This window comes from Limnohabitans simekii (SeqCode), assembly GCF_965234735.1.
Classification (GTDB): Bacteria; Pseudomonadota; Gammaproteobacteria; order Burkholderiales; family Burkholderiaceae_C; genus Limnohabitans; species Limnohabitans simekii.
The window spans coordinates 133,034-151,113 of the sequence record NZ_OZ248541.1 but is presented as its reverse complement, the minus strand read 5'-3'; the positions used below and the strand labels follow the sequence as shown (position 1 = coordinate 151,113).

The window sequence follows — 18,080 nt, the reverse complement described above, 5'->3', positions numbered from 1 at the left end:
GACACCGAATTGGCAAAACCGACCTTGGCAAGAATGAACAGAAAAAAACCCGCTGTGTTGCCACAGCGGGTTTCAAGTGTCACCCTTGGAGGGGTTGCTAACTCGTCAACTGATCAGAAGTTGATTTGGGTACGCAGGGAGATTATTTGTTCTTTATCCATGACTTTACCTGTGCCGCCATCAAGCGCCTCAACCTTGGTTCCGAATTTTGTCTCGGCGTAGTTGAGCATGACACGCGCATTGTTGTTCAAAATCCAATTCAAGGCGTAGGTGGTGGTCGTTGCCTTGTCTGAATTTTGAGTGCGGTTGCTTCCGCCATTTCCAGCATCGCTATTGGATGCTGTCGCTTTGTAGGTGGATTGACGTACACCAACCTGCCACGCACCAATGCCGTTACCAACCACGCCACCGTAATCTTTCATGAACACAGATTCGGGTGAAATGCCTGAGAATGCGCCGCCTTTGTATGCCTTGGACCACTCTTCACCAGTGATGTTGTACATCAATTCAACGTACTGAGCTTTCACGCGAACATCGTATCCAACAGTATTGTCGGCTGCAAGTGAAGTCGCAGGTGAAACAACAGAATAAGCTTTGGAAATTCCAGAGGCCGTGTACTTTGTGTCAAAGTCTTCCATTTGAAATTTAAATGGACCTCTGGCCAATGCCAGTTCAAGACCGGTCAGGTCTTTGTCGATGTTGATGACGTTGTTGGCTGATGCACCATATTGTGCTTGGCCGATCCTATCGCCACCGATTTGAGCGCGGTAGACGTTAGACAACCCGCGGTTTTCGGAGCGCAATGCAACGATGGTGGCACGAGTAGTGGCCTCAGCTGCATTTTGCGTGTTCCCAGAGGTGGTGGGCACAGTTTGCGCTGTACCAGATGTGATGCCATATCCAAAGTGCAAAACAGTTTTATCAATCTTTCCGAATTCAGCACCGTTGAATGCCACCCGCGCGGCATAGTTGCTGCCGGCATTGCTAGAGTTGCTCGACTCGGTAAAGTTGTCTTGAAAAAGTGACACGCCGTAGTTCAAACCTTTTGTGGCTTCGCCGTGCAACATCAAGCCCAAGCGCTTTCCAGGAACCATTTGATTGCCGTATGAGCGCTCCATGAAGTCGATGTTGTTGGAGCTGGTCAATTCTTCCAAGCTGAAGGGCTGTTTGAAGCGGCCAGCACGAAATTGAGCGGCTTTATTGAAGCCGTAATTCGCAAAAGCAGTGTCAACGAAATTGGTGCTGCTGCCAACGGCATTACCAACTACTTCGTAGGAAATGTCTTTGTTAATCGTGCCAGAAACGCCAATGCGTGCACGGCGGATCTCGAAATTGTCAGCAGCAGAAGCTGTGTCTCTGTCAGCGGAATCAGTAAATCCGTTTGACTGGTCGCGAACATCAAACTGTACACGGCCAGTGACTTTGGCTTGTACTTGCGCGAATGAGGGCATGCTGGCGCACAATGCAGCAACGGCCAATGCGACGCTGCTGGCTGAGAATGCTGAGGTTTTCTTCATGAACGTAACTCCTGGTTGATAGAAATGAGATAGCCTTGTTGCTACCCCGCCATCATCCAAAGCGCATGTTTCAATTCCATGACATGGCTGCAAAACAACACATGACAGTTCTGTGACAACCATGAACCCCTTCATCAACACCCTCGACCAAGCCTTGCGCACTGTGTTTGCGCCGCACCACGCCTCGCGGCCCAACCCGGCAGCGGGTGTGGCCACGGTGCAAATGACGGACGCCGAGCGCAAACAAGCCGGTGCGCTGATGCGTGTGAACCATGTGGGCGAGGTGTGTGCCCAAGCGCTGTATGCCTCGCAAGCCTTGGCCACCAAGAACCCGCAGCTCAAGGCGCATTTTTTGGCAGCCAGCGCCGAAGAAACCGATCACCTGGCCTGGACGGAAGCCCGCTTGAACGACTTGGGCGCTCGGCCCAGCCTGTTGAACCCGCTTTGGTATGCGGGTGCTTTTGGTTTGGGTTTCATCGCCGGCAAGTTGGGCGGCGACGCGGTCAGCTTGGGGTTTGTGGTGGAAACCGAACGCCAGGTGGAAGCGCATTTGCAATCGCACTTGGAAAGCCTGCCGCAGGCCGACTTGGCGTCACGCGCTGTGGTGGCGCAAATGAAGGCGGACGAAGCGCAACACGCCGCCGAGGCACAAAAAGCCGGGGCCACCGCGCTGCCCAGCCCCATCCCCGACGCCATGCGAATGGCCGCCAAGGTGATGACCACCATCGCGCATCGCATTTAAGTCCGTCTTGGTGCGCAAAGCCTTTCCATCAGGCTTTGACACAGAAAACCTTCAAGCCTCAATCACCTCAAAGCTGGTGGTGATTTCAGCGGTTTTGCCCAGCATGATGCTGGCCGAGCAGTATTTGTCGTGGCTCATGGCGATGGCGCGTTCCACCACAGCGGGCGGGACGCCCTTGCCGCGCACCGTGAAATGCATGTTGATGCGGGTGAACACCTTGGGGTCGGTGGTGGCGCGTTCGCTGCTCAGCTTCACGGTGCAACCAGAGATTTGATGCCGCCCGCGTTTCAATATCAGCACCACGTCATAAGCGGTACAGCCGCCCGCGCCAGCCAGCAGCAGCTCCATGGGTCGCGCCGCCAGGTTTTGCCCGCTTTGGTCGGGCTTGTCGGGGTCGGGCGCACCATCCATATTGACGATGTGGCCGCTGCCGGTTTCGGCCACAAAGCCCATGGCCGAGCGGGTGCCGCTCGCGCCGGTCCAACTGACGGTGCATTCCATGTTTTTCTCCTAGGCTGTTGTCTGGGTGAGATTGTCAGCGCAACGAATATTGCACTGCACCAATTTTCAAGCTATCATTTTCCCGTGCTTTGATCCAAAGCAGCTTTTGTCTCCTCCACCCTCTGAAAAGGTGGATTCACAGCCCCGCAATGCAAGTTGCGGGGCTTTTTTTTCGCCTCGTCACATGCGGGACAATGGCGCTTGTCTCAGCTTTCCGCCCGAACGCTGCCCCCATTCCGCCAGCCCCCAAGCCCGCCATGACCGCCTCTTCCGCCCGCCCTGCCCGCAAAGTGCACCTGAAACCCGCCGACTACCTGAAGAAAATCCTGACCGCCAAGGTCTATGACGTGGCCAAGGAAACCGATTTGGATGTCGCGCCCATCCTCAGCAAACGCCTGAAAAACCAGGTGCTGTTGAAGCGCGAAGACCAGCAACCGGTGTTCAGCTTCAAGCTGCGCGGGGCCTACAACAAGATGGCGCAACTGAGCGCCGCGCAACTGCACAAAGGCGTCATTTGTGCGTCTGCTGGCAACCATGCGCAAGGCGTGGCGCTGGGCGCGCGCAAGCTGGGCACACGCGCCATCATCGTCATGCCGGTCACCACACCCGCTTTGAAAATCGACGCGGTGAAGGCGCTGGGTGGCGAGGTGGTGTTGCACGGCGACAGCTATTCCGATGCCTACGCCCACGCGGTGAAGCTGGGCAACAAGCAAGGCCTGAGCTTCATCCACCCGTTTGACGACCCCGAGGTGATTGCGGGCCAAGGCACCATCGCCATGGAAATGCTCAGGCAGCACCAAGGCCCTCTGCACGCCGTGTTCGTGGCGATTGGCGGCGGCGGCCTCATCAGCGGCGTGGCCAATTACATCAAGGCGGTGCGCCCCGACATCAAAGTGATTGGCGTGCAAATGGACGACTCCGACGCCATGCTGCAGTCGGTGACAGCGGGCAAACGCGTGGCCTTGTCTGATGTGGGTTTGTTCGCCGATGGCACCGCCGTGAAATTGGTGGGCGAGGAAACCTTCCGCGTGGCCAAGCACCTGGTGGACGAGTACATCAGCGTCGATACCGACGCCGTGTGCGCGGCCATCAAAGACGTGTTTGTCGATACCCGCAGCATCGTCGAGCCCTCGGGGGCCATGGCCGTGGCCGCCCTGAAGAAATATGTGGCGCAACACAAAACCCATGGCGAAACTTATGCGGCCATTTTGTGTGGCGCGAACATGAATTTCGACCGGCTGCGCTTTGTGGCCGAGCGTGCCGAAGTGGGCGAAGAACGCGAGGCTTTGTTTGCCGTCACCATCCCCGAAGAGCGCGGCAGCTTCAAACGGTTTTGCGGGTTGTTGGGCGACTTGCCCACCTTTGGCGGCAGCAAGTCCCCGCGCTCGATCACCGAGTTCAATTACCGCATCAGTGATTCAGCCAAAGCCCATGTGTTTGTCGGCATGACCACCAGCGGCCCGGGGCAAAGCAGCAAGATCGCCTTGCACTTGAAAAAACATGGTTTTGAAGCGCTGGACTTGACGCACGACGATTTGGCGCAAGAGCACATGCGGCACATGGTGGGCGGGCATTCTGCACTGGCGCACAACGAACGCTTGCTGCGCTTCGTGTTCCCCGAGCGGCCCGGCGCCTTGATGAAGTTTTTATCGGCCATGCGCCCCGGCTGGAACATCAGCTTGTTCCACTACCGCAACCAAGGCGCCGACTACGGCCGGATTTTGGTGGGCCTGCAAGTGCCAGAGAAAGACAACGCCAGCTTCGAGAAGTTTTTGCAAACCGTGGGCTACCCCCACGTGGATGAGACTGACAACCCGGTTTACAAGCTGTTTTTGCGGCAATGATTAACTCAGAACCCACTCGCCGTGGGTTTTGATGGCTTGGTACATGGCGTCTGGGGCCAAATCCACGTTGCCGGGCCACGTGACCGCGCCACCTTCAACATGGACGCGGTTGAAAATTTCCGGGTCTAACAAGGCTTTAAACACACCCGTGAAGTGACTTTTCTGGAATTGCACATTACCCGAAGTGCCGTCAGCAAACTCGACCTGCAAGGCCCAGTGCGGCAAGGCTTGAACGTGAATGACATCTGGTTCCATGGCAGGCTTTCATTTCAAGGGCGGAATGGCTTGGGGTGCCAGTTTGCTTTGGCATCTTTTCCAATTTTGAAGCAAGGCATCGCGTGCAATTCTGCCCAATCTAACACCAACTCCTCGGCCCTGCGGGGCAATTCGCCGGTGGCGACGGTCAAGCTTTGGATGTGCACCGTGGCCTTGAATTCTGCATATTGGACATGGAAATGCGCGGGCTCGTGGTCATTGAAATACATCCTGATCAGGATGCCGTAAAAGCTGCTGATGGTGGGCATGGTCAATCTCCGTTTGGAGATTGATTGTTGAAATTTGGGGGCGATTCAGGGTGTGACCCCTGCACTCATTCCATGTGCGCTAAGACCTTCTTTTGCTGTGCAGCAACTGAATGTTCATTTCGGCGGACAAGGTGGAGGCGTAGAACTTCTCGATCATTTCCACCGAGGTACGGGCGTTGCGGGCCAGTGTCAGCAGGTCGATGTTGCCGCCGAAGATGAGGCGGAAGGTGATGGCAGTGTGGCGCAGGCTGTAAAAGCTGCGGTCCGCGCCATGCGGCCCGGCCTTCAAACCCAGGGAATTCATGATCCAGTTGAACAGCCAGCCGATGGTGTTCAGGGCGCGCAAACGGTTTTTTTCTTCCGGAAAAAACACATAGTCCTCGGGGCCGCCAAAGCCTTGCGCGGTGTGGTGTTTCAGCACGGTTTTGTAAATGTTCACCGCCTGCGGCAGGCTGACCGTGGGTGCCTTGTGGCGTTTGATTTCAGGCGGTGTGAGCCGCAGGTAGTTGAACTTGCCGGAGATGATTTCGATGTGTTTGTTTTTCAGCTGTCGAATGTCGCCGGGGCGCAAAAACGTGTAGACCATGAAGCGAATCAGCCAGTTCATCTCGAGCGGCATTCTGCGGTAGATCGGCTTGATGTGAAACCGGGTGTCGGGCTTGTTCCACACAAACACATGGTTACGCAGCACCTTGGCCTGGCGCAGCACGGCGGCGTACTCGGTGACGGTGAAGGCGCCGCGCGGCTTTTGCGTCACCTTCATTTTGGGGAACAAGGGCATCTGCTGGATGATGTCTTTCTCCACCAAATAGCGCAGCACTTTGCGCAGCTGCGCGATGTAGCCGACGATGGTGGGGGTGGACAGCTCCTTGTCGGACAAAAAATCGATGAACTGCTGGATGCTGGCGGTGTTGATGCGACGCAAATCGGTGAATGCAAAAAATTCGGCAATGTTGGTTTCTAGCCTCACTTTGGTCATGCGGTAGGTGCCTTCGGTCACCTCGTTGCGCGAAACCTTGTGCTTTTCTTGCGCCAAGATGATGGAAATGACCTCTTGAATGCCCACAAATTCACCCGGCAGGGTGTTGTCCATATTAGAGTTATTTAAGGCTACATGGTCTTTGAATAAAGATTTATTTAAATTAAATTCTTTAGATGGAATATGTACTTTCGCACTTTTAAATGGCCCAGGCATCCAATTGAATACATCGGCGGCCAAGTTTGGGGTATTTATAGGCACAGATGCTTGAATATGTTTAATTGAATAGTTAACGGTTTGAGGCTGCATGGTCTTATATCCAAAGGTGGTCAAAGATTTTGAAAGTCAATAAATATTAACATTAATGATTCATAATAATTAAAAAACCCTCGTTGCAGTAGCATCTTTGTTGTCATTTGGCGTCACTTTCGCTCAAGTGACACTCACCGGCGTGATGGAATCCACCTACACCATGGACGGTGCCAAAAAAGGTCTTGGTGGCGGAACCAACGGTGGTTCCGAGTTTCGTTTGGGCGGTGTGGAAGACTTAGGCAATGGTCTGAAAGCCGATTTCAACTATGCATTCTTGCAAGACCACAACACCGGCGGCACCGGATTGACCAATTACAACTCTTACGTTGGACTGGGTGGCGACTTTGGCACTTTGAAAATTGGCAAGCAATTCACCCCCTTGGCTTTGGCCACTTGGGGCAACGACGCAGCTGGCGGCGCGGCCAATTCTTCCAACCTGGCCAATGGCTCAGGCTTGCAGGCAAATGGTTCGGTGACCTACACCTCACCCAATTTCTCTGGCGTCACAGTGTCGTTGCAAGCCAATGACCAAACAACCCGTGAAAACAAAGAAGACGGCACACTCAAAAAGAATTGGGGCATATCTTCCGGTTACAGCCTGAGCTACACCACAGGTGCATTCAGTGCCTCTTATGCATCAAACACAAACAAAGGGGATAAAGCTGTCAACGGCTTGGGGGCTTCCTATGACTTTGGCATGGCCAAGGTGTTCATCAGCTCATTGACGCAATCTGGCGAAAAAGATGCCACTGGCTTTGGTATCAGCGCTCCGCTGGGTGCAGCCACATTGATCGCCAGCTATTCTGAAAAAGGCGATGCATCAGCTTATGAGTTGACAGCCAAATACAACCTGAGCAAGCGCACCATGGCTTACTTCCAAAACAAAGTGACTGACGAAAACAAAACGGCGGCTTCTGTCTCGGTCAATTCCATTGGCATTCGCCACGACTTTTAAACCCAGTCTGAGTCAAACCAGATCAAGTTAGTTCATCACAAACCCACCTCGGCAACTTGGTGGGTTTTTTTCTTGGAGATCAACATGAGTCAATCTAAATTCAAAAAAAACAGCATCGCATTGCTGGCACTGTCTGCGTTTTGTGCCACTGCTTCTGCCCAGGTACTGATCAAAGGCACGGTGGATCAGTCCTACGAGAAGTTTGAAACCAAAACCAACCCCAAGTCAGCAACCGCCCCTATTTCAGGTACTGACAGCGTGAACAGAGCGGCCTCGACGCTGTCCAATTACAGTTCATTGTCATTTTCCGGGTCAGAAGATTTAGAAGATGGCCTCAAGGCCACATACGAGATGTCATTGAAATATGTCGGGCCAGATTCAGATTCGAGCACCCCTGTCAATTACCTTTCTCATGTCGGCTTGGAAGGCGCATTTGGCAAAGTCAAGCTGGGTCGCCAATGGCGTCCCTTGTTCACTGCCGTGGCGGCCATCGATCCCACACAGTTGTCTGCCACACCTGGTTTTGCAGGTGCTGGGCGAAGTGGCACAGGCTTGTCCGGCCTGGCACCTGAACCCAACAACAACACCATCACTTACAGCCTGCCCAGCCTGACCCCTGGCTTGTTCATTCAGGTGCAAAAAGGTTTTTCTGACAGTACACAAGGCGAAAGCCAAGGTGCACACGCCATCTTCACCGATGGTCAGAAATTCTTTGTCAGTTATGCAATGCACTCAGAAAAGATGCTCGCATCTGGAATTTTTGCAGCCAGTGCCACTGGCACAAATGGAATTGACAAAACAATCTTTACGTTGTCACCAACAATCAAAGGCACATCCGCACAGCTTACTGTTGGTGGGATCAACGGTTTGAACCACATTCTTTACCGAAGTGCAAACGGGGGCGAGACACGTGATTCAAGCGCTTTGGCAGGCTCCTACAACTTTGGTATTTTCAAACTTGTGGGCGGGATGGCCACCGAAAAAGTGAAAGACACCAAAGCCAAGCTCGAAATGAGCGTGATTGGCGTCAAAGTACCTATCGTTGAACAAGTTAATGTGGGGTATCTGTATTCCAAAGCAGAGCACACGAGAGATCCAAGTATTGTTGTTTCATCCCTTAAACATAAAAATAATTTCAATATTTCAGGCCAAAAATTGCTGCTCACCTATGACCTGAGCAAACGCACCACCGCCTATGTGGCTTATGGCAAACAAAAGCTCGATGGCGGCACAGATGCTGGTAACGAGTTCAGTTCAGCCATCAGCGCCTTGGGACTGCGCCACAACTTCTAATCTCGTGGCTGGCACCAGCCAGTTTGAGGTTTGAAACGCGAACCCACCTCGGCAACGAGGTGGGTTTTTTAAACACAACAGCCATAGCTTAGAGGCTATAATTTGCAATACAAACTTTTCTTCTTTAATCAAAAAGTTCAGAAAACCATTGAGGCCTGGCCCAAAGGCATTTATGCCAGTTTTTTGAGGATCACCGAGCAAATGCAAATTTCTGGCCCTGATCTTGGCTTGCCATACACACGAGCCATGGGACGCGGACTGTTTGTAGACTGAAAGTAGTGCAAGATGAAAACTTCTAAAGACAGCACATTCAAGCCGATTCCCTTCAGCCCTCAGAAATCAGCCGCCAAGAAGTCCGCGAAGGATCCGGAGTTCAAACAAACCTACGCTGATCTTGCGGAAGAGTTTGATCAACTCAAGGCGTTATTGGCTGCCAGAAAAGAGGCTGGATTGACGCAAGCAGATGTCGCTTTGCGCATGGGCGTGAGCCAACCCGTGTTGGCTCGCATTGAATCGAGTTTGATCAAAGAGGACTATTCGCCTTCCTTGAAAACACTGCGCCGTTACGCCCAAGCCTGCGGGAAAAAACTACAAATCAGGCTGGTAGATCACACCAAACCGCTCAGCCAACGCTGACAAGCGCTTATCCAAACTCCAGAGTTGCGCACCGGGGGTGATGATCGTGGAGGCCAGCAGCAACATATCCACCAAACCACATCCCTGTCCAAAGAGTTGCTCGGTTTCCACGAACCGAATGGCTTCATCCGCCGTGGCCACCTGCATTGGTCGCAAAAGCGAAAGGTTTTTGAGCGTCAAAAGTCGATCAGGCGGGGTGCCACAAGCTATTTCGCCCAGCACCATCGGATGCATCAAAACCTGATCTTGCGCCAGCAAATGCGCCAAATGGGAATGACCGGAGCGAAAGTGATCCACCCAAACAGAGGTGTCCACCAAAACGAATGTCATGAGGGCCGTGATTTGCGGCGAGGGATGTCCTTGATCTCAGGACTGGTAGCGCCCAGTGCGGCCAAGCGTTTGGCGGCCTGAACCCGTATGAACGTATGGATGGCTTCTTTCAGCAAATCTGCCTTGTTCATTGATGGGTCAGCCAACGCCAGCGCTTGTTCATAGAGCGCATCATCAATCGTGACAGTGGTTCGCATGGGGTCCTCCTGCTGCTTATTTGATGCAATTTTGCATCAAAGATCGCATCACTGCACCATACCCCTGGCAGGCTCGGCCCGCTTGGGCATGTCCAACTGAATTTGTGCTGGGCTGCTGATGCTGGCGCCCAAGCTGGCTTGTTGCAAGCTCACGTTTTGCAAGACCAAGCCGGGCAACACTTCGGCGCCTTTGGCAAAGGGCTTGGCGGCTTGGCCGTCCACGGCGATGAGTGCTGAAAATTCTTTGCCGCGTTTGGCAATGCCCAGCAAGGCCAAGCGACTGACCAAGCTGGGGGCGGCGGGTTCTACTTGGACTGCGGTGCTGGCTCCCAAAACCTTGCCTAAATCTGCTGTTGATGTGTCTGCACTGCTGTTAGCGGAACCCAAGCTGGATGTGTTTGCCGCTATGCCCTTGCCAGCTGCTGGCATGTTCGCGTTGCTGACACCTGTTCGGTTGCTGGCGGTCTCCATGGACACACTGTTGGCCAAGGGTCGGCCATCGCCCGGCCAAAACGCCAAACCCCAGGCCACCAAAGAGGCGGTGGCAGCCGCCCACACCAAAAAACTTGCAGCGGGCGCAGCCCAAACGGGCAGCGCTGAAGAGTGGGAAGAGGCGATGGATTGACGCATCGGCGCATTATCATGCAGGCTGTCTCTCTCATGCGAAAAACACCATGACCCACGCCGCTCAAGCCACTTCCAAACCACGCATCACGACGCTTCAGCGCGGCTTCACGCTGATCGAGTTGATGGTGGTGCTGGTCATCATTGGCGTCTTGGCTGCGCTGATCGTGCCGAATGTGTTGAACCGCGCCGATGATGCCCGCGCCACCGCCGCCCGCACCGATGTGAACAACCTGATGCAAGCCTTGAAGCTGTACCGCTTGGACAACCAGCAGTACCCCAGCGCAGAGCAAGGCCTGGCGGCGTTGGTGGCCAAGCCCACCGTGGACACCATCCCCACCAATTGGAAGCCCTATCTAGACAAACTGCCCAACGACCCCTGGGGCCGCCCCTACCAGTTCATGAACCCAGGCCTCAAAGGCGAGGTGGATGTGCTGTCCTTTGGCGCGGATGGCCAAGCCGGTGGCGAAGGCAAAAACGCCGATATCGGCAGCTGGGAATGACACGGCCCTTGCGCTGACGCTTCATGCGCCGCCAACAAGGCTTCACGCTGATCGAGTTGCTGGTGGTGATGGCCTTGGTGGCCATTGGCAGCAGCTTGGTGGTGCTGAGCTTGCGCGATACCCCGCAACAAAAACTCAACCAAGAAGCCGACCGCTTGGTGGCGGTGTTGGAAAACGCCAAAGCCCAAGCCCGCAGCCGCAGCACGCCCATGGTGTGGCGCAGTGATGCGCAAGGCTTCACGCTGCGCAGCCTGCCGCTGCAAGGCCCGCCGCAGCAAACCATGACCTGGCTGCACCCCGGCACCCAGGTGCAGCCCGCCGAATGGGTGATCAGCGCCGAGCCGGTGCAAGCGGCCATGCAGTTTCAGCTGATGCTCAATGGCAGCAGCTTGCTGCTGAAAAGCGATGGTGTGCAAGCCTTCAAGGTGCAACCATGACCCCGCAAGCTCGCGTCATGCCACCAGCGGCGCGCCATGGAAGAGGCCTGCGCCCTCTCACCTCAAGCGTGCAGACTTGGGGCTTCACGCTGATCGAGGTGTTGGTGGCGCTGGCCATTTTGTCCATCAGCCTGATGGCGGGTCTGCGGGCCGCTTCCAGCATGACCGGCAATGCCCAGCGCCAATGGCAGGTGTTGTTGGCGCAGGTGTGTGCCGACAACGCCTTGCACCAGTTGCGCGTTTCGCCGCAGTTCGCCAACGTGGGCGAGCAAAGCCTGGACTGCACGCAAGCGCAATTCAAATTCAAGGTGGTGCTCACGGTGGCGACCACGCCCAACCCTTCATTCAGGCGCGTGGATGCGCAAGTGATGGACGCGCAAACCCCGGTGCTGCGCATCACCACGGTGCTAGGGCGTTTTTAAGATGCACAAGCCCCCTTCAAACCCACAGCCCCCAGCATGCGCCAACAAGCCAGCCGCATGGGCGTTGGCGGCAAAGCCCAGCAACGCTTCTTTCAAACAATCCGGCTTCACCTTGGTGGAACTCTTGGTTGGTTTGGCCTTGATGGCGGTGCTGGCGGTGCTGAGTTGGCGCGGCCTGGACACCATGATGCGCACCCGCGACAGCACCCAGGCCCGCATCGACAGCGTGGCTGCCGCGCAAATGGGTTTGTCGCAATGGCGTGCCGATTTGCTAGCCATGCAAACCCTGCCCGGTGTCTTGGGAGGCAGTTCGCTGTCTTGGGACGGCCGGTTGATGCGCTTGCTGCGTCGCAGCAGCACGCCGCTGCCGCAGGGCCAAGATGCGGGCTTGCAAGTGACGGCGTGGACCGTGCGGGATGGCCAATGGCGTCGCTGGCAATCAGCTGATTTGGGCAACCGCGCACAAATCGATCAAGCCTGGAGCGAGGCCGCGCAATGGGGCCAAAACCCCAGCAGCCAAGCCCTGCAACAAGAGGCCAAGCTGATGCCCGCGGGCAGTTGGCAGGTGTTTTATTTGCGGGACAACGCTTGGGCCAACCCGCTCAGCAGCGATGGCCAACAAACCCAAGCGCTGCTGAAAACACCCGACGCGATTCGCATGGTGCTGCAACTCGACACCGGCAACAGCAACACAAACAAGGCGAACACCAACAACAGCATGGATCAAGGGGCCCTCACCCTCGACTGGGTGCGGCCCGACTTCAACCCGAATCGGGGTGGGGCAGGCAATAGATGAAGCCCACCCTGCCAGCCATCTCATGCAGGTCCAAGCCATCGGCTGCGACCCAGGGACAGCCTGCGAATCGAACGCGCACGCAAAAGGGTGCAGCCCTGCTGATGGCTTTGCTCACGGTGGCCTTGATTGCCGTGCTGGCCTCGTCTGCGCTGTGGCAACAGTGGCGCACCCTGTCGGTGGAAACCGCCGAACGCGACGCGCAACAAGCGCATTGGCTGTTGGTGGGTGCTCAAGATTGGTCGCGGGTGGTGCTGCGCGAAGACGGCCGATCCGGCAACACCGACCACTTGGCCGAGCCGTGGGCCACGCCTTTGCGCGAAGCGCGTTTGTCGAGTTTTTTGGCCGCTGCACCGGGCGGCACGCTCACGCTGCGCGATGGCTTGGCCGAGCAGGTGTTTTTGTCGGGGCGCATCAGCGACATGCAAGCGCGTTTGAATGTGGCCAATTTGGTGACAGGCGGCAGCTTGAACAGCGCAGAGTTGCGCAGTTTTGCGCGGCTGTACCAACTCTTGAACCTGCCCGAGGCCGAGTTGCTGGCTTGGGCCAAGGCTTTGGAGGCGGCGCTGCAAACCACCCCCAAGCTGAATGCGCCGCTGCCACCTCAGCGCTTGGAACAACTCGGCTGGCTGGGCATCAGCCCGCGCAGTTTGGCGCGTTTGTCGCCCTACATCACGGTCTTGCCCAGCGCCACGCCGGTGAACATCAACACCGCCAGCGCCGAGGTGCTGTCGGCCAGTGTGCCGGGTTTGAACTTGGCCGCCGCGCAAAACTGGGTGCGCGAGCGCAACAAGCAACCGTTTGAGAATTTGGAAAACCTGCGCAGCCGCATGGGTGCAGACACACTCGGTTTGAGCGACAGCCGACACAGTGTCAACACCCGCTATTTCGAGGTGGTGGGCCAGTTGCGGCAAAACGAAGTGAGCGTGCTGCAACGCGCCTTGGTGGTGCGCGATGGCGTGGAGACCAAAACGGTTTGGCGCGAAGTGCGGCCATTGCTGGGCGAACCAGGGTGCCTCTCTACAATCGAGCCGCCATGCTGATCATCCACTTGCCCCCCCATCCAAACACCACTTTCGAGTTTGTGGTCAGCGCCGATGGCTTGAGTGTGTCGGGCAGTGGCCAAGCCTCGGCCCCACAACTGCCGCACAGCAGCGGCGAGGTGGTGGCCGTGGTGCCTTGGCAAGTGCTTTCTTGGCACACAGTGAACCTGCCACCCAGCGTCGGCCAACGCAGCAACGCCGTGTTGGAAAGCCTGTTGGAAGAACAGTTGCTGCAAGACCCACAAGACATGCATTTGGTGTTGTCGCCGGCTTCGGGCAAAGCCCTGCGCCAAGGTGGCCAAGTGTTGGTGTTAGCCTGTGCCAAAAGCTGGTTGCGCCAAGCGCTGGCGTCCTTGCAAGCCGCTGGTGTGCGGGTGCAACGCTTGGTGCCTGAATTGCAAACCAGCGATGCGCCTGCTTTGCATTTGCTGAACGACAACGGCCAGCTGCAAGCCCTGCTTTCTCAAGCCGACACGGTGTGGCGTTTGCCGCCCCAAGCCACGGCTGCGACCCCAGTGGCCAATTTCTCCAATGCCACTGTGTGGGCCGAGCCCTCGGTGGCCGAACACGCCAACCGCTGGAGCGAACAGCCTGCCCAGCTTCAAACCGTGCAGCAACGCTGGTTGCAAGCCGCGTCTTCGGAATGGAACATGGCGCAAGGCGAGTGGGCGCAAAACAGCCGCTTGCGCGGCCAACGCTGGTTGCAACACGCTTGGCGCAGCCTGTGGCACGGCCCCGAATGGCACAGCGTTCGGCGTGGTTTCTTAGCCTTGGTGCTGGTGCAACTCGTCGGCTTGAATGCGTGGGCTTGGCGCGAGCAAGCCGCCCTCAGCCAACAACAAGCGGCATTGACGCACATTTTGAAAGACAGCTTCCCCAAAGTGACGGTGGTGGTGGATGCCCCGCTGCAAATGCAACGCGAGGTGCAGGCACTGCAACAAGGCGCAGGCCTGCCGCAAACCGCCGACCTGGATGCCATGTTGCAAACCTTGTCGGCGCATTGGCCCGACCACACGCCCCCCGCCAAACTCGACTACCGCTTGGGTGAGTTGCGCCTGACCGATGTGCCTGCCAACACCTTGCAAACACTGTCGCAAGTGCCTTGGCCCGAGTTGGGCTACCAATTCCGCATGGACGGCAACCAAGCCGTGTTGCGCACCGAGGCCAAGCCATGAACGCCTGGCACACTTGGTTGTCACAACGCAGCCCGCGCGAACAAATCGGCATCCAATGGGCGCTGGGTTTGGTGTTGGTGTTTGTCGTGTGGCAATGGGCGGTGTCGCCTGCATTGCAGGTGCTGCGCTCGAGTGACGCGCAACGTGCTCGCTTGGCGCAACAAACCGCGCAGATGCAAGCCTTGCAACAACAAGCCCAGCAACTGCGCCAGCAAACCCGCATCAGCCCCGAGCAAGCCGCGCAAAGCCTGCAACAAATGGCCCAAGCCTTGGGCGGCCAAGTCAAATTCAACCGCCAAGGCGAACGTGTCACGCTCGACTTCAAAGCCCTCAGCCCACAGGCTTTGGCTGAGCTGCTGACGCAGGCCCGCAGCCAAGCCCATGCCAAAGTGCAAGAGGCGCACACGCATTTCAAACCCGCAGGCTGGGAGGGGCAGTTGGTGTTCGCACTGCCCAACAAACCATGAAGACCGCCCGCTTTTCCTCCTGGGGCATGGCGCTGGGCTTGCTGCTGGCGGTGGTCTTGCACGCGCCCGCGCAATGGCTGGCAAGCGGTGTGAACGCCGCCAGCCGTGGCCATGTGCAGCTGCGCGACGCGCAAGGCACGGTGTGGCAGGGCCACGCCCAATGGGTGCTGACCAGTGGGCCCGGTGGTCAAGACGCCTTGGCCTTGCCCCAGCGTTTGCATTGGCAACTGCGCCCGCAGTGGAACGGCTTGCAACTCAGGCTGAACGCAGCTTGCTGCACACCACAGCCGGTGTTGTTGCAGTTGCAACCGGTCTGGCTGGGCCTGCAGGTGTCGCTGGTGTCGCCGCGCAGTGTCTGGCCTGCACAATGGCTGTCGGGCTTGGGAGCGCCTTGGAACACCTTGGCCTTGAACGGCGTGTTGCAGTTGCAAAGCCAACAACTCAGTTGGACTTGGCGCGGTCAGCAGCCCCAAGCGGTGTTGGAAGGCAGCGCCCAATTGCAACTGCAAGGCTTGTCGTCGGGCTTGTCCACGGTCAAGCCCTTGGGCAGTTACAGCCTGCGTTTGCAAGGCGGGGCGCAGCCCAGCTTGGTGCTGGCCACCACCGAAGGCCAGTTGTTGATGCAAGGACGCGGCGCTTTTGGCGCACGCGGTTTTTCTTTTGAAGGCGAAGCGCGGGCCAACACCGGCCATGAAACCGCGCTGGCCAATTTGCTGGGCGTGCTGGGTCAGCGCGTGGGCAACCGCACTGTTTTGAGATGGGGATGAGCATGTTGAACCGACACACCACGATCGCTTGTTTGCTGATGGCCAGCATGGGTTTGAGCGCCCCCGTTTGGGCGCAAACCAAACCAGCCGCAGCGCCCATCACCTTGAATTTTGTGAATGCCGAGATTGAAGCCGTGGCCCGCACCTTGGCCGGTTTGACCAAGCGCAGCTTGGTGGTTGACCCGCGTGTGAAAGGCACCATCACCCTCAGCACCGAGAAACCGGTGTCGGCGCAAGTGGCCTGGAACCAATTTTTAGCGGTGCTGCGTTTGCAGGGCTTTGCGGTGATTGAAACCCAGGGCTTGTTCAAGGTGGTGCCCGAGGCCGAAGCGAAATTGCAAGGCGGCCAAGACGCGGTGGTGGCCAAAGGCACACCGAACAACGCGCAGGTGATGACGCAAATCTTCAAGCTCAACCACGAGAACGCCAACAATTTGGTTGCCGTGTTGCGCCCGCTCATCAGCCCGAACAACACCATCAATGTGACGCCAGGTTCGAACGCACTGGTCATCACCGACTACGCCGACAACCTGCAACGCTTGGGCAAAATCATCGCGGCGCTGGACGTGGCCAATGCCACCGATGTGGAAGTGATACCCCTCAAACACGCCATCGCCAGTGACATGGCCGCGCTGCTGTCCCGTTTGGTGGAGACGGGTGGCGCAGCCGCTGCGGCAGGCCAAGCCGACACCGGCTACAAAACCAGCATCTTGGCCGAGGCCCGCAGCAACGCCATCATCGTGCGCTCGGCCAACCCGGCCAAGCAAGCGCAAGTGCGCTCTTTGATTGAAAAATTGGACCGCCCGGGCAGCGAACTGGCCAACGGCAACATCCATGTGGTGTATTTGAAAAATGCCGACGCCACCAAGCTGGCCAACACCTTGCGCGCTGCCATGAGCGCCAACACGGGCAGTAGCAGCCTCACACCCACACCCACAGCAGCCCCCACTGGTGGCAACGCCAGCGCCAGCGCCAGCACTTTGTCCAACCTGCCCAGCACCGGCGGGCAAATCCAGGCCGATGCCGCCACCAACTCGCTCATCATTTCCGCCCCCGAGCCGCAATACCGCCAGCTGCGGGCGGTTATCGATTCGCTCGATCAACGCCGTGCCCAAGTGCTGGTGGAGAGTTTGATTGTGGAAGTGGACTCGGCGAAAGAATCTCAATTTGGCATTCAGTGGCAAAACCTGATGGGCAGCAGCAGCGCCGCCAATGTGGGTGTGTTGGGCACCAATTTCGCCACCAACAATTTGCTGTCGCTCAGCAGCAACCCCAGCACAGCCGGTGTGTCGCAAGGTCTCAACATTGGCAGCGCCCGCAAAATTGACGGCAGGTACATCATGACCTCGCTGGCCAACTTCTTGCAAACCAATGGCGGCAGCAACATCTTGTCGCGGCCCTCTTTGCTGACCTTGGACAACGAAGAAGCCAAGATCGTTGTCGGTCAAAACGTGCCCTTCGTCACCGGCCAATACACCAGCAACAACAGCAACAGCGGCTCGGTCAATCCGTTTCAAACCGTGGAGCGCAAAGACGTGGGCTTGACTCTGAAAGTGAAACCGCAAATCAGCGATACCGGCACGGTGAAGCTGACCATTTACCAAGAGGTGTCCAGCGTCAACAGCTCGCGCAAAGACATCGACGGGCTGGTCACCAACAAACGCTCCATCGAATCCAACATCTTGGTCGCCGATGGCGCGGTGGTGGTGCTGGGTGGTTTGCTCTCTGACAACTACGAAGACAGCCGCCAGCAAGTGCCCGGCTTGGGCGACATGCCCTTCTTTGGCAATTTGTTTCGCAATGAAAGCCGCAGCCGCAACAAAACCAACCTGATGATCTTCTTGCGCCCGGTGGTGGTGCGCGACGACAACAGCGCAGAAGTCCTGAGCAGCGGCCGCTACGAGCAAATGCAAGGCCTGCAAAAAGACGCTGACAAACCTGAAACACCGGTGCTGCCGGTGCCCAACGACCAGGTGCTGCCGCCCTTCCCGCGCAAAGACAGCGCACCGGCCAACTGAC

Annotated in this window: 23 protein-coding genes; 15 read left to right on the top strand and 8 right to left on the bottom strand. The window is 57.0% G+C overall.

Annotated features, from left to right (window positions below; genetic code table 11):
• Positions 1-113: 113 nt before the first annotated feature.
• On the bottom strand, positions 114-1,517 hold the full coding sequence (locus tag AC8GFP_RS05000; RefSeq protein WP_506610883.1) for an OprO/OprP family phosphate-selective porin: 1,404 nt from the start codon (positions 1,515-1,517) through the stop codon (positions 114-116).
• Positions 1,518-1,638: 121 nt separating this feature from the next.
• Here AC8GFP_RS05000 and coq7 point away from each other — a divergent pair, with 121 nt between their 5' ends.
• Positions 1,639-2,259 (top strand): 2-polyprenyl-3-methyl-6-methoxy-1,4-benzoquinone monooxygenase, encoded by a 621-nt coding sequence (gene coq7, locus AC8GFP_RS04995; protein ID WP_506610881.1) that lies wholly within the window; start codon positions 1,639-1,641, stop codon positions 2,257-2,259.
• 51 nt (positions 2,260-2,310) lie between these two features.
• Here coq7 and AC8GFP_RS04990 read toward each other — a convergent pair whose 3' ends face one another.
• A complete protein-coding gene (locus AC8GFP_RS04990; protein ID WP_506610879.1) occupies positions 2,311-2,760 on the bottom strand; it encodes an OsmC family protein in 450 nt (149 codons plus the stop codon).
• Between the two features lie 257 nt (positions 2,761-3,017).
• Here AC8GFP_RS04990 and ilvA point away from each other — a divergent pair, with 257 nt between their 5' ends.
• Positions 3,018-4,604 carry a threonine ammonia-lyase, biosynthetic gene (gene ilvA, locus AC8GFP_RS04985; protein ID WP_506610877.1) on the top strand — a complete coding sequence of 529 codons (1,587 nt, stop codon included), beginning with the start codon at positions 3,018-3,020 and terminating at the stop codon, positions 4,602-4,604.
• On the opposite strand, the gene AC8GFP_RS04980 is transcribed toward ilvA, so the two are convergent.
• The 3 genes from AC8GFP_RS04980 to AC8GFP_RS04970 all read right to left on the bottom strand — a co-directional run bounded on the left by AC8GFP_RS04980 (position 4,605) and on the right by AC8GFP_RS04970 (position 6,221).
• A complete protein-coding gene (locus AC8GFP_RS04980; protein WP_506610875.1) occupies positions 4,605-4,859 on the bottom strand; it encodes a DUF2442 domain-containing protein in 255 nt (84 codons plus the stop codon).
• Between the two features lie 14 nt (positions 4,860-4,873).
• Positions 4,874-5,128 (bottom strand): DUF4160 domain-containing protein, encoded by a 255-nt coding sequence (locus AC8GFP_RS04975; RefSeq protein ID WP_506610873.1) that lies wholly within the window; start codon positions 5,126-5,128, stop codon positions 4,874-4,876.
• A gap of 79 nt (positions 5,129-5,207) precedes the next feature.
• The gene (locus AC8GFP_RS04970; protein WP_506610871.1) at positions 5,208-6,221 is read right to left on the bottom strand and encodes a tyrosine-type recombinase/integrase; all 1,014 of its coding nucleotides are present in this window, start codon (positions 6,219-6,221) and stop codon (positions 5,208-5,210) included.
• Positions 6,222-6,513: 292 nt separating this feature from the next.
• On the opposite strand from AC8GFP_RS04970, the gene AC8GFP_RS04965 reads away from it, so the two are divergent.
• From AC8GFP_RS04965 to AC8GFP_RS04950, 4 genes are all read left to right on the top strand, one after another.
• A complete protein-coding gene (locus AC8GFP_RS04965; protein ID WP_506610869.1) occupies positions 6,514-7,374 on the top strand; it encodes a porin in 861 nt (286 codons plus the stop codon).
• Positions 7,375-7,458: 84 nt separating this feature from the next.
• A complete protein-coding gene (locus AC8GFP_RS04960; protein WP_506610868.1) occupies positions 7,459-8,667 on the top strand; it encodes a porin in 1,209 nt (402 codons plus the stop codon).
• A 102-nt stretch (positions 8,668-8,769) separates the two neighbouring features.
• The gene (locus AC8GFP_RS04955; RefSeq protein ID WP_506610866.1) at positions 8,770-8,940 is read left to right on the top strand and encodes a hypothetical protein; all 171 of its coding nucleotides are present in this window, start codon (positions 8,770-8,772) and stop codon (positions 8,938-8,940) included.
• Between the two features lie 12 nt (positions 8,941-8,952).
• Positions 8,953-9,303, top strand: coding sequence for a helix-turn-helix domain-containing protein (locus AC8GFP_RS04950; protein ID WP_506610864.1), 351 nt, complete (start codon positions 8,953-8,955; stop codon positions 9,301-9,303).
• Here the strand turns inward: AC8GFP_RS04950 and AC8GFP_RS04945 are convergent.
• The 3 genes from AC8GFP_RS04945 to AC8GFP_RS04935 are packed head-to-tail and all read right to left on the bottom strand — an operon-like array spanning position 9,256 to position 10,460.
• Positions 9,256-9,633 (bottom strand): type II toxin-antitoxin system VapC family toxin, encoded by a 378-nt coding sequence (locus AC8GFP_RS04945; RefSeq protein ID WP_506610862.1) that lies wholly within the window; start codon positions 9,631-9,633, stop codon positions 9,256-9,258. The two genes, AC8GFP_RS04950 and AC8GFP_RS04945, sit on opposite strands and share 48 nt — an antisense overlap.
• Positions 9,630-9,830, bottom strand: a complete 201-nt coding sequence (locus AC8GFP_RS04940; protein ID WP_506610860.1) for a type II toxin-antitoxin system VapB family antitoxin — start codon at positions 9,828-9,830, stop codon at positions 9,630-9,632. The genes AC8GFP_RS04945 and AC8GFP_RS04940 overlap by 4 nt, the downstream gene beginning before the upstream one ends.
• 48 nt (positions 9,831-9,878) lie before the next feature.
• On the bottom strand, positions 9,879-10,460 hold the full coding sequence (locus AC8GFP_RS04935; protein ID WP_506610858.1) for a hypothetical protein: 582 nt from the start codon (positions 10,458-10,460) through the stop codon (positions 9,879-9,881).
• Positions 10,461-10,504: 44 nt separating this feature from the next.
• On the opposite strand from AC8GFP_RS04935, the gene gspG reads away from it, so the two are divergent.
• Genes gspG through gspD form a run of 9 tightly spaced genes read left to right on the top strand, consistent with a single transcriptional unit; the run spans position 10,505 to position 18,079 of the window.
• Complete coding sequence (gene gspG, locus AC8GFP_RS04930) at positions 10,505-10,957, top strand: type II secretion system major pseudopilin GspG (RefSeq protein WP_506610856.1); 453 nt, start codon at positions 10,505-10,507, stop codon at positions 10,955-10,957.
• A gap of 23 nt (positions 10,958-10,980) precedes the next feature.
• Positions 10,981-11,394, top strand: a complete 414-nt coding sequence (locus AC8GFP_RS04925; RefSeq protein ID WP_506610854.1) for a pilus assembly FimT family protein — start codon at positions 10,981-10,983, stop codon at positions 11,392-11,394.
• The gene (gspI, locus tag AC8GFP_RS04920) at positions 11,391-11,816 is read left to right on the top strand and encodes a type II secretion system minor pseudopilin GspI (RefSeq protein ID WP_506610852.1); all 426 of its coding nucleotides are present in this window, start codon (positions 11,391-11,393) and stop codon (positions 11,814-11,816) included. Before AC8GFP_RS04925 ends, gspI begins: the two co-directional genes overlap by 4 nt.
• A 1-nt stretch (position 11,817) precedes the next feature.
• Positions 11,818-12,612 (top strand): PulJ/GspJ family protein, encoded by a 795-nt coding sequence (locus tag AC8GFP_RS04915; RefSeq protein ID WP_506610850.1) that lies wholly within the window; start codon positions 11,818-11,820, stop codon positions 12,610-12,612.
• Entirely contained in the window at positions 12,609-13,652 is a 1,044-nt protein-coding gene (gspK, locus tag AC8GFP_RS04910; RefSeq protein ID WP_506610848.1) for a type II secretion system minor pseudopilin GspK, read from the top strand. Before AC8GFP_RS04915 ends, gspK begins: the two co-directional genes overlap by 4 nt.
• Entirely contained in the window at positions 13,646-14,827 is a 1,182-nt protein-coding gene (gspL, locus tag AC8GFP_RS04905; RefSeq protein ID WP_506610846.1) for a type II secretion system protein GspL, read from the top strand. Before gspK ends, gspL begins: the two co-directional genes overlap by 7 nt.
• Positions 14,824-15,294 (top strand): type II secretion system protein M, encoded by a 471-nt coding sequence (locus AC8GFP_RS04900; RefSeq protein WP_506610844.1) that lies wholly within the window; start codon positions 14,824-14,826, stop codon positions 15,292-15,294. Before gspL ends, AC8GFP_RS04900 begins: the two co-directional genes overlap by 4 nt.
• Positions 15,291-16,061 carry a type II secretion system protein N gene (gene gspN / locus AC8GFP_RS04895; protein WP_506610842.1) on the top strand — a complete coding sequence of 257 codons (771 nt, stop codon included), beginning with the start codon at positions 15,291-15,293 and terminating at the stop codon, positions 16,059-16,061. Before AC8GFP_RS04900 ends, gspN begins: the two co-directional genes overlap by 4 nt.
• Positions 16,058-18,079, top strand: a complete 2,022-nt coding sequence (gene gspD, locus AC8GFP_RS04890) for a type II secretion system secretin GspD (protein WP_506610839.1) — start codon at positions 16,058-16,060, stop codon at positions 18,077-18,079. The genes gspN and gspD overlap by 4 nt, the downstream gene beginning before the upstream one ends.
• Position 18,080 lies beyond the last annotated feature (1 nt).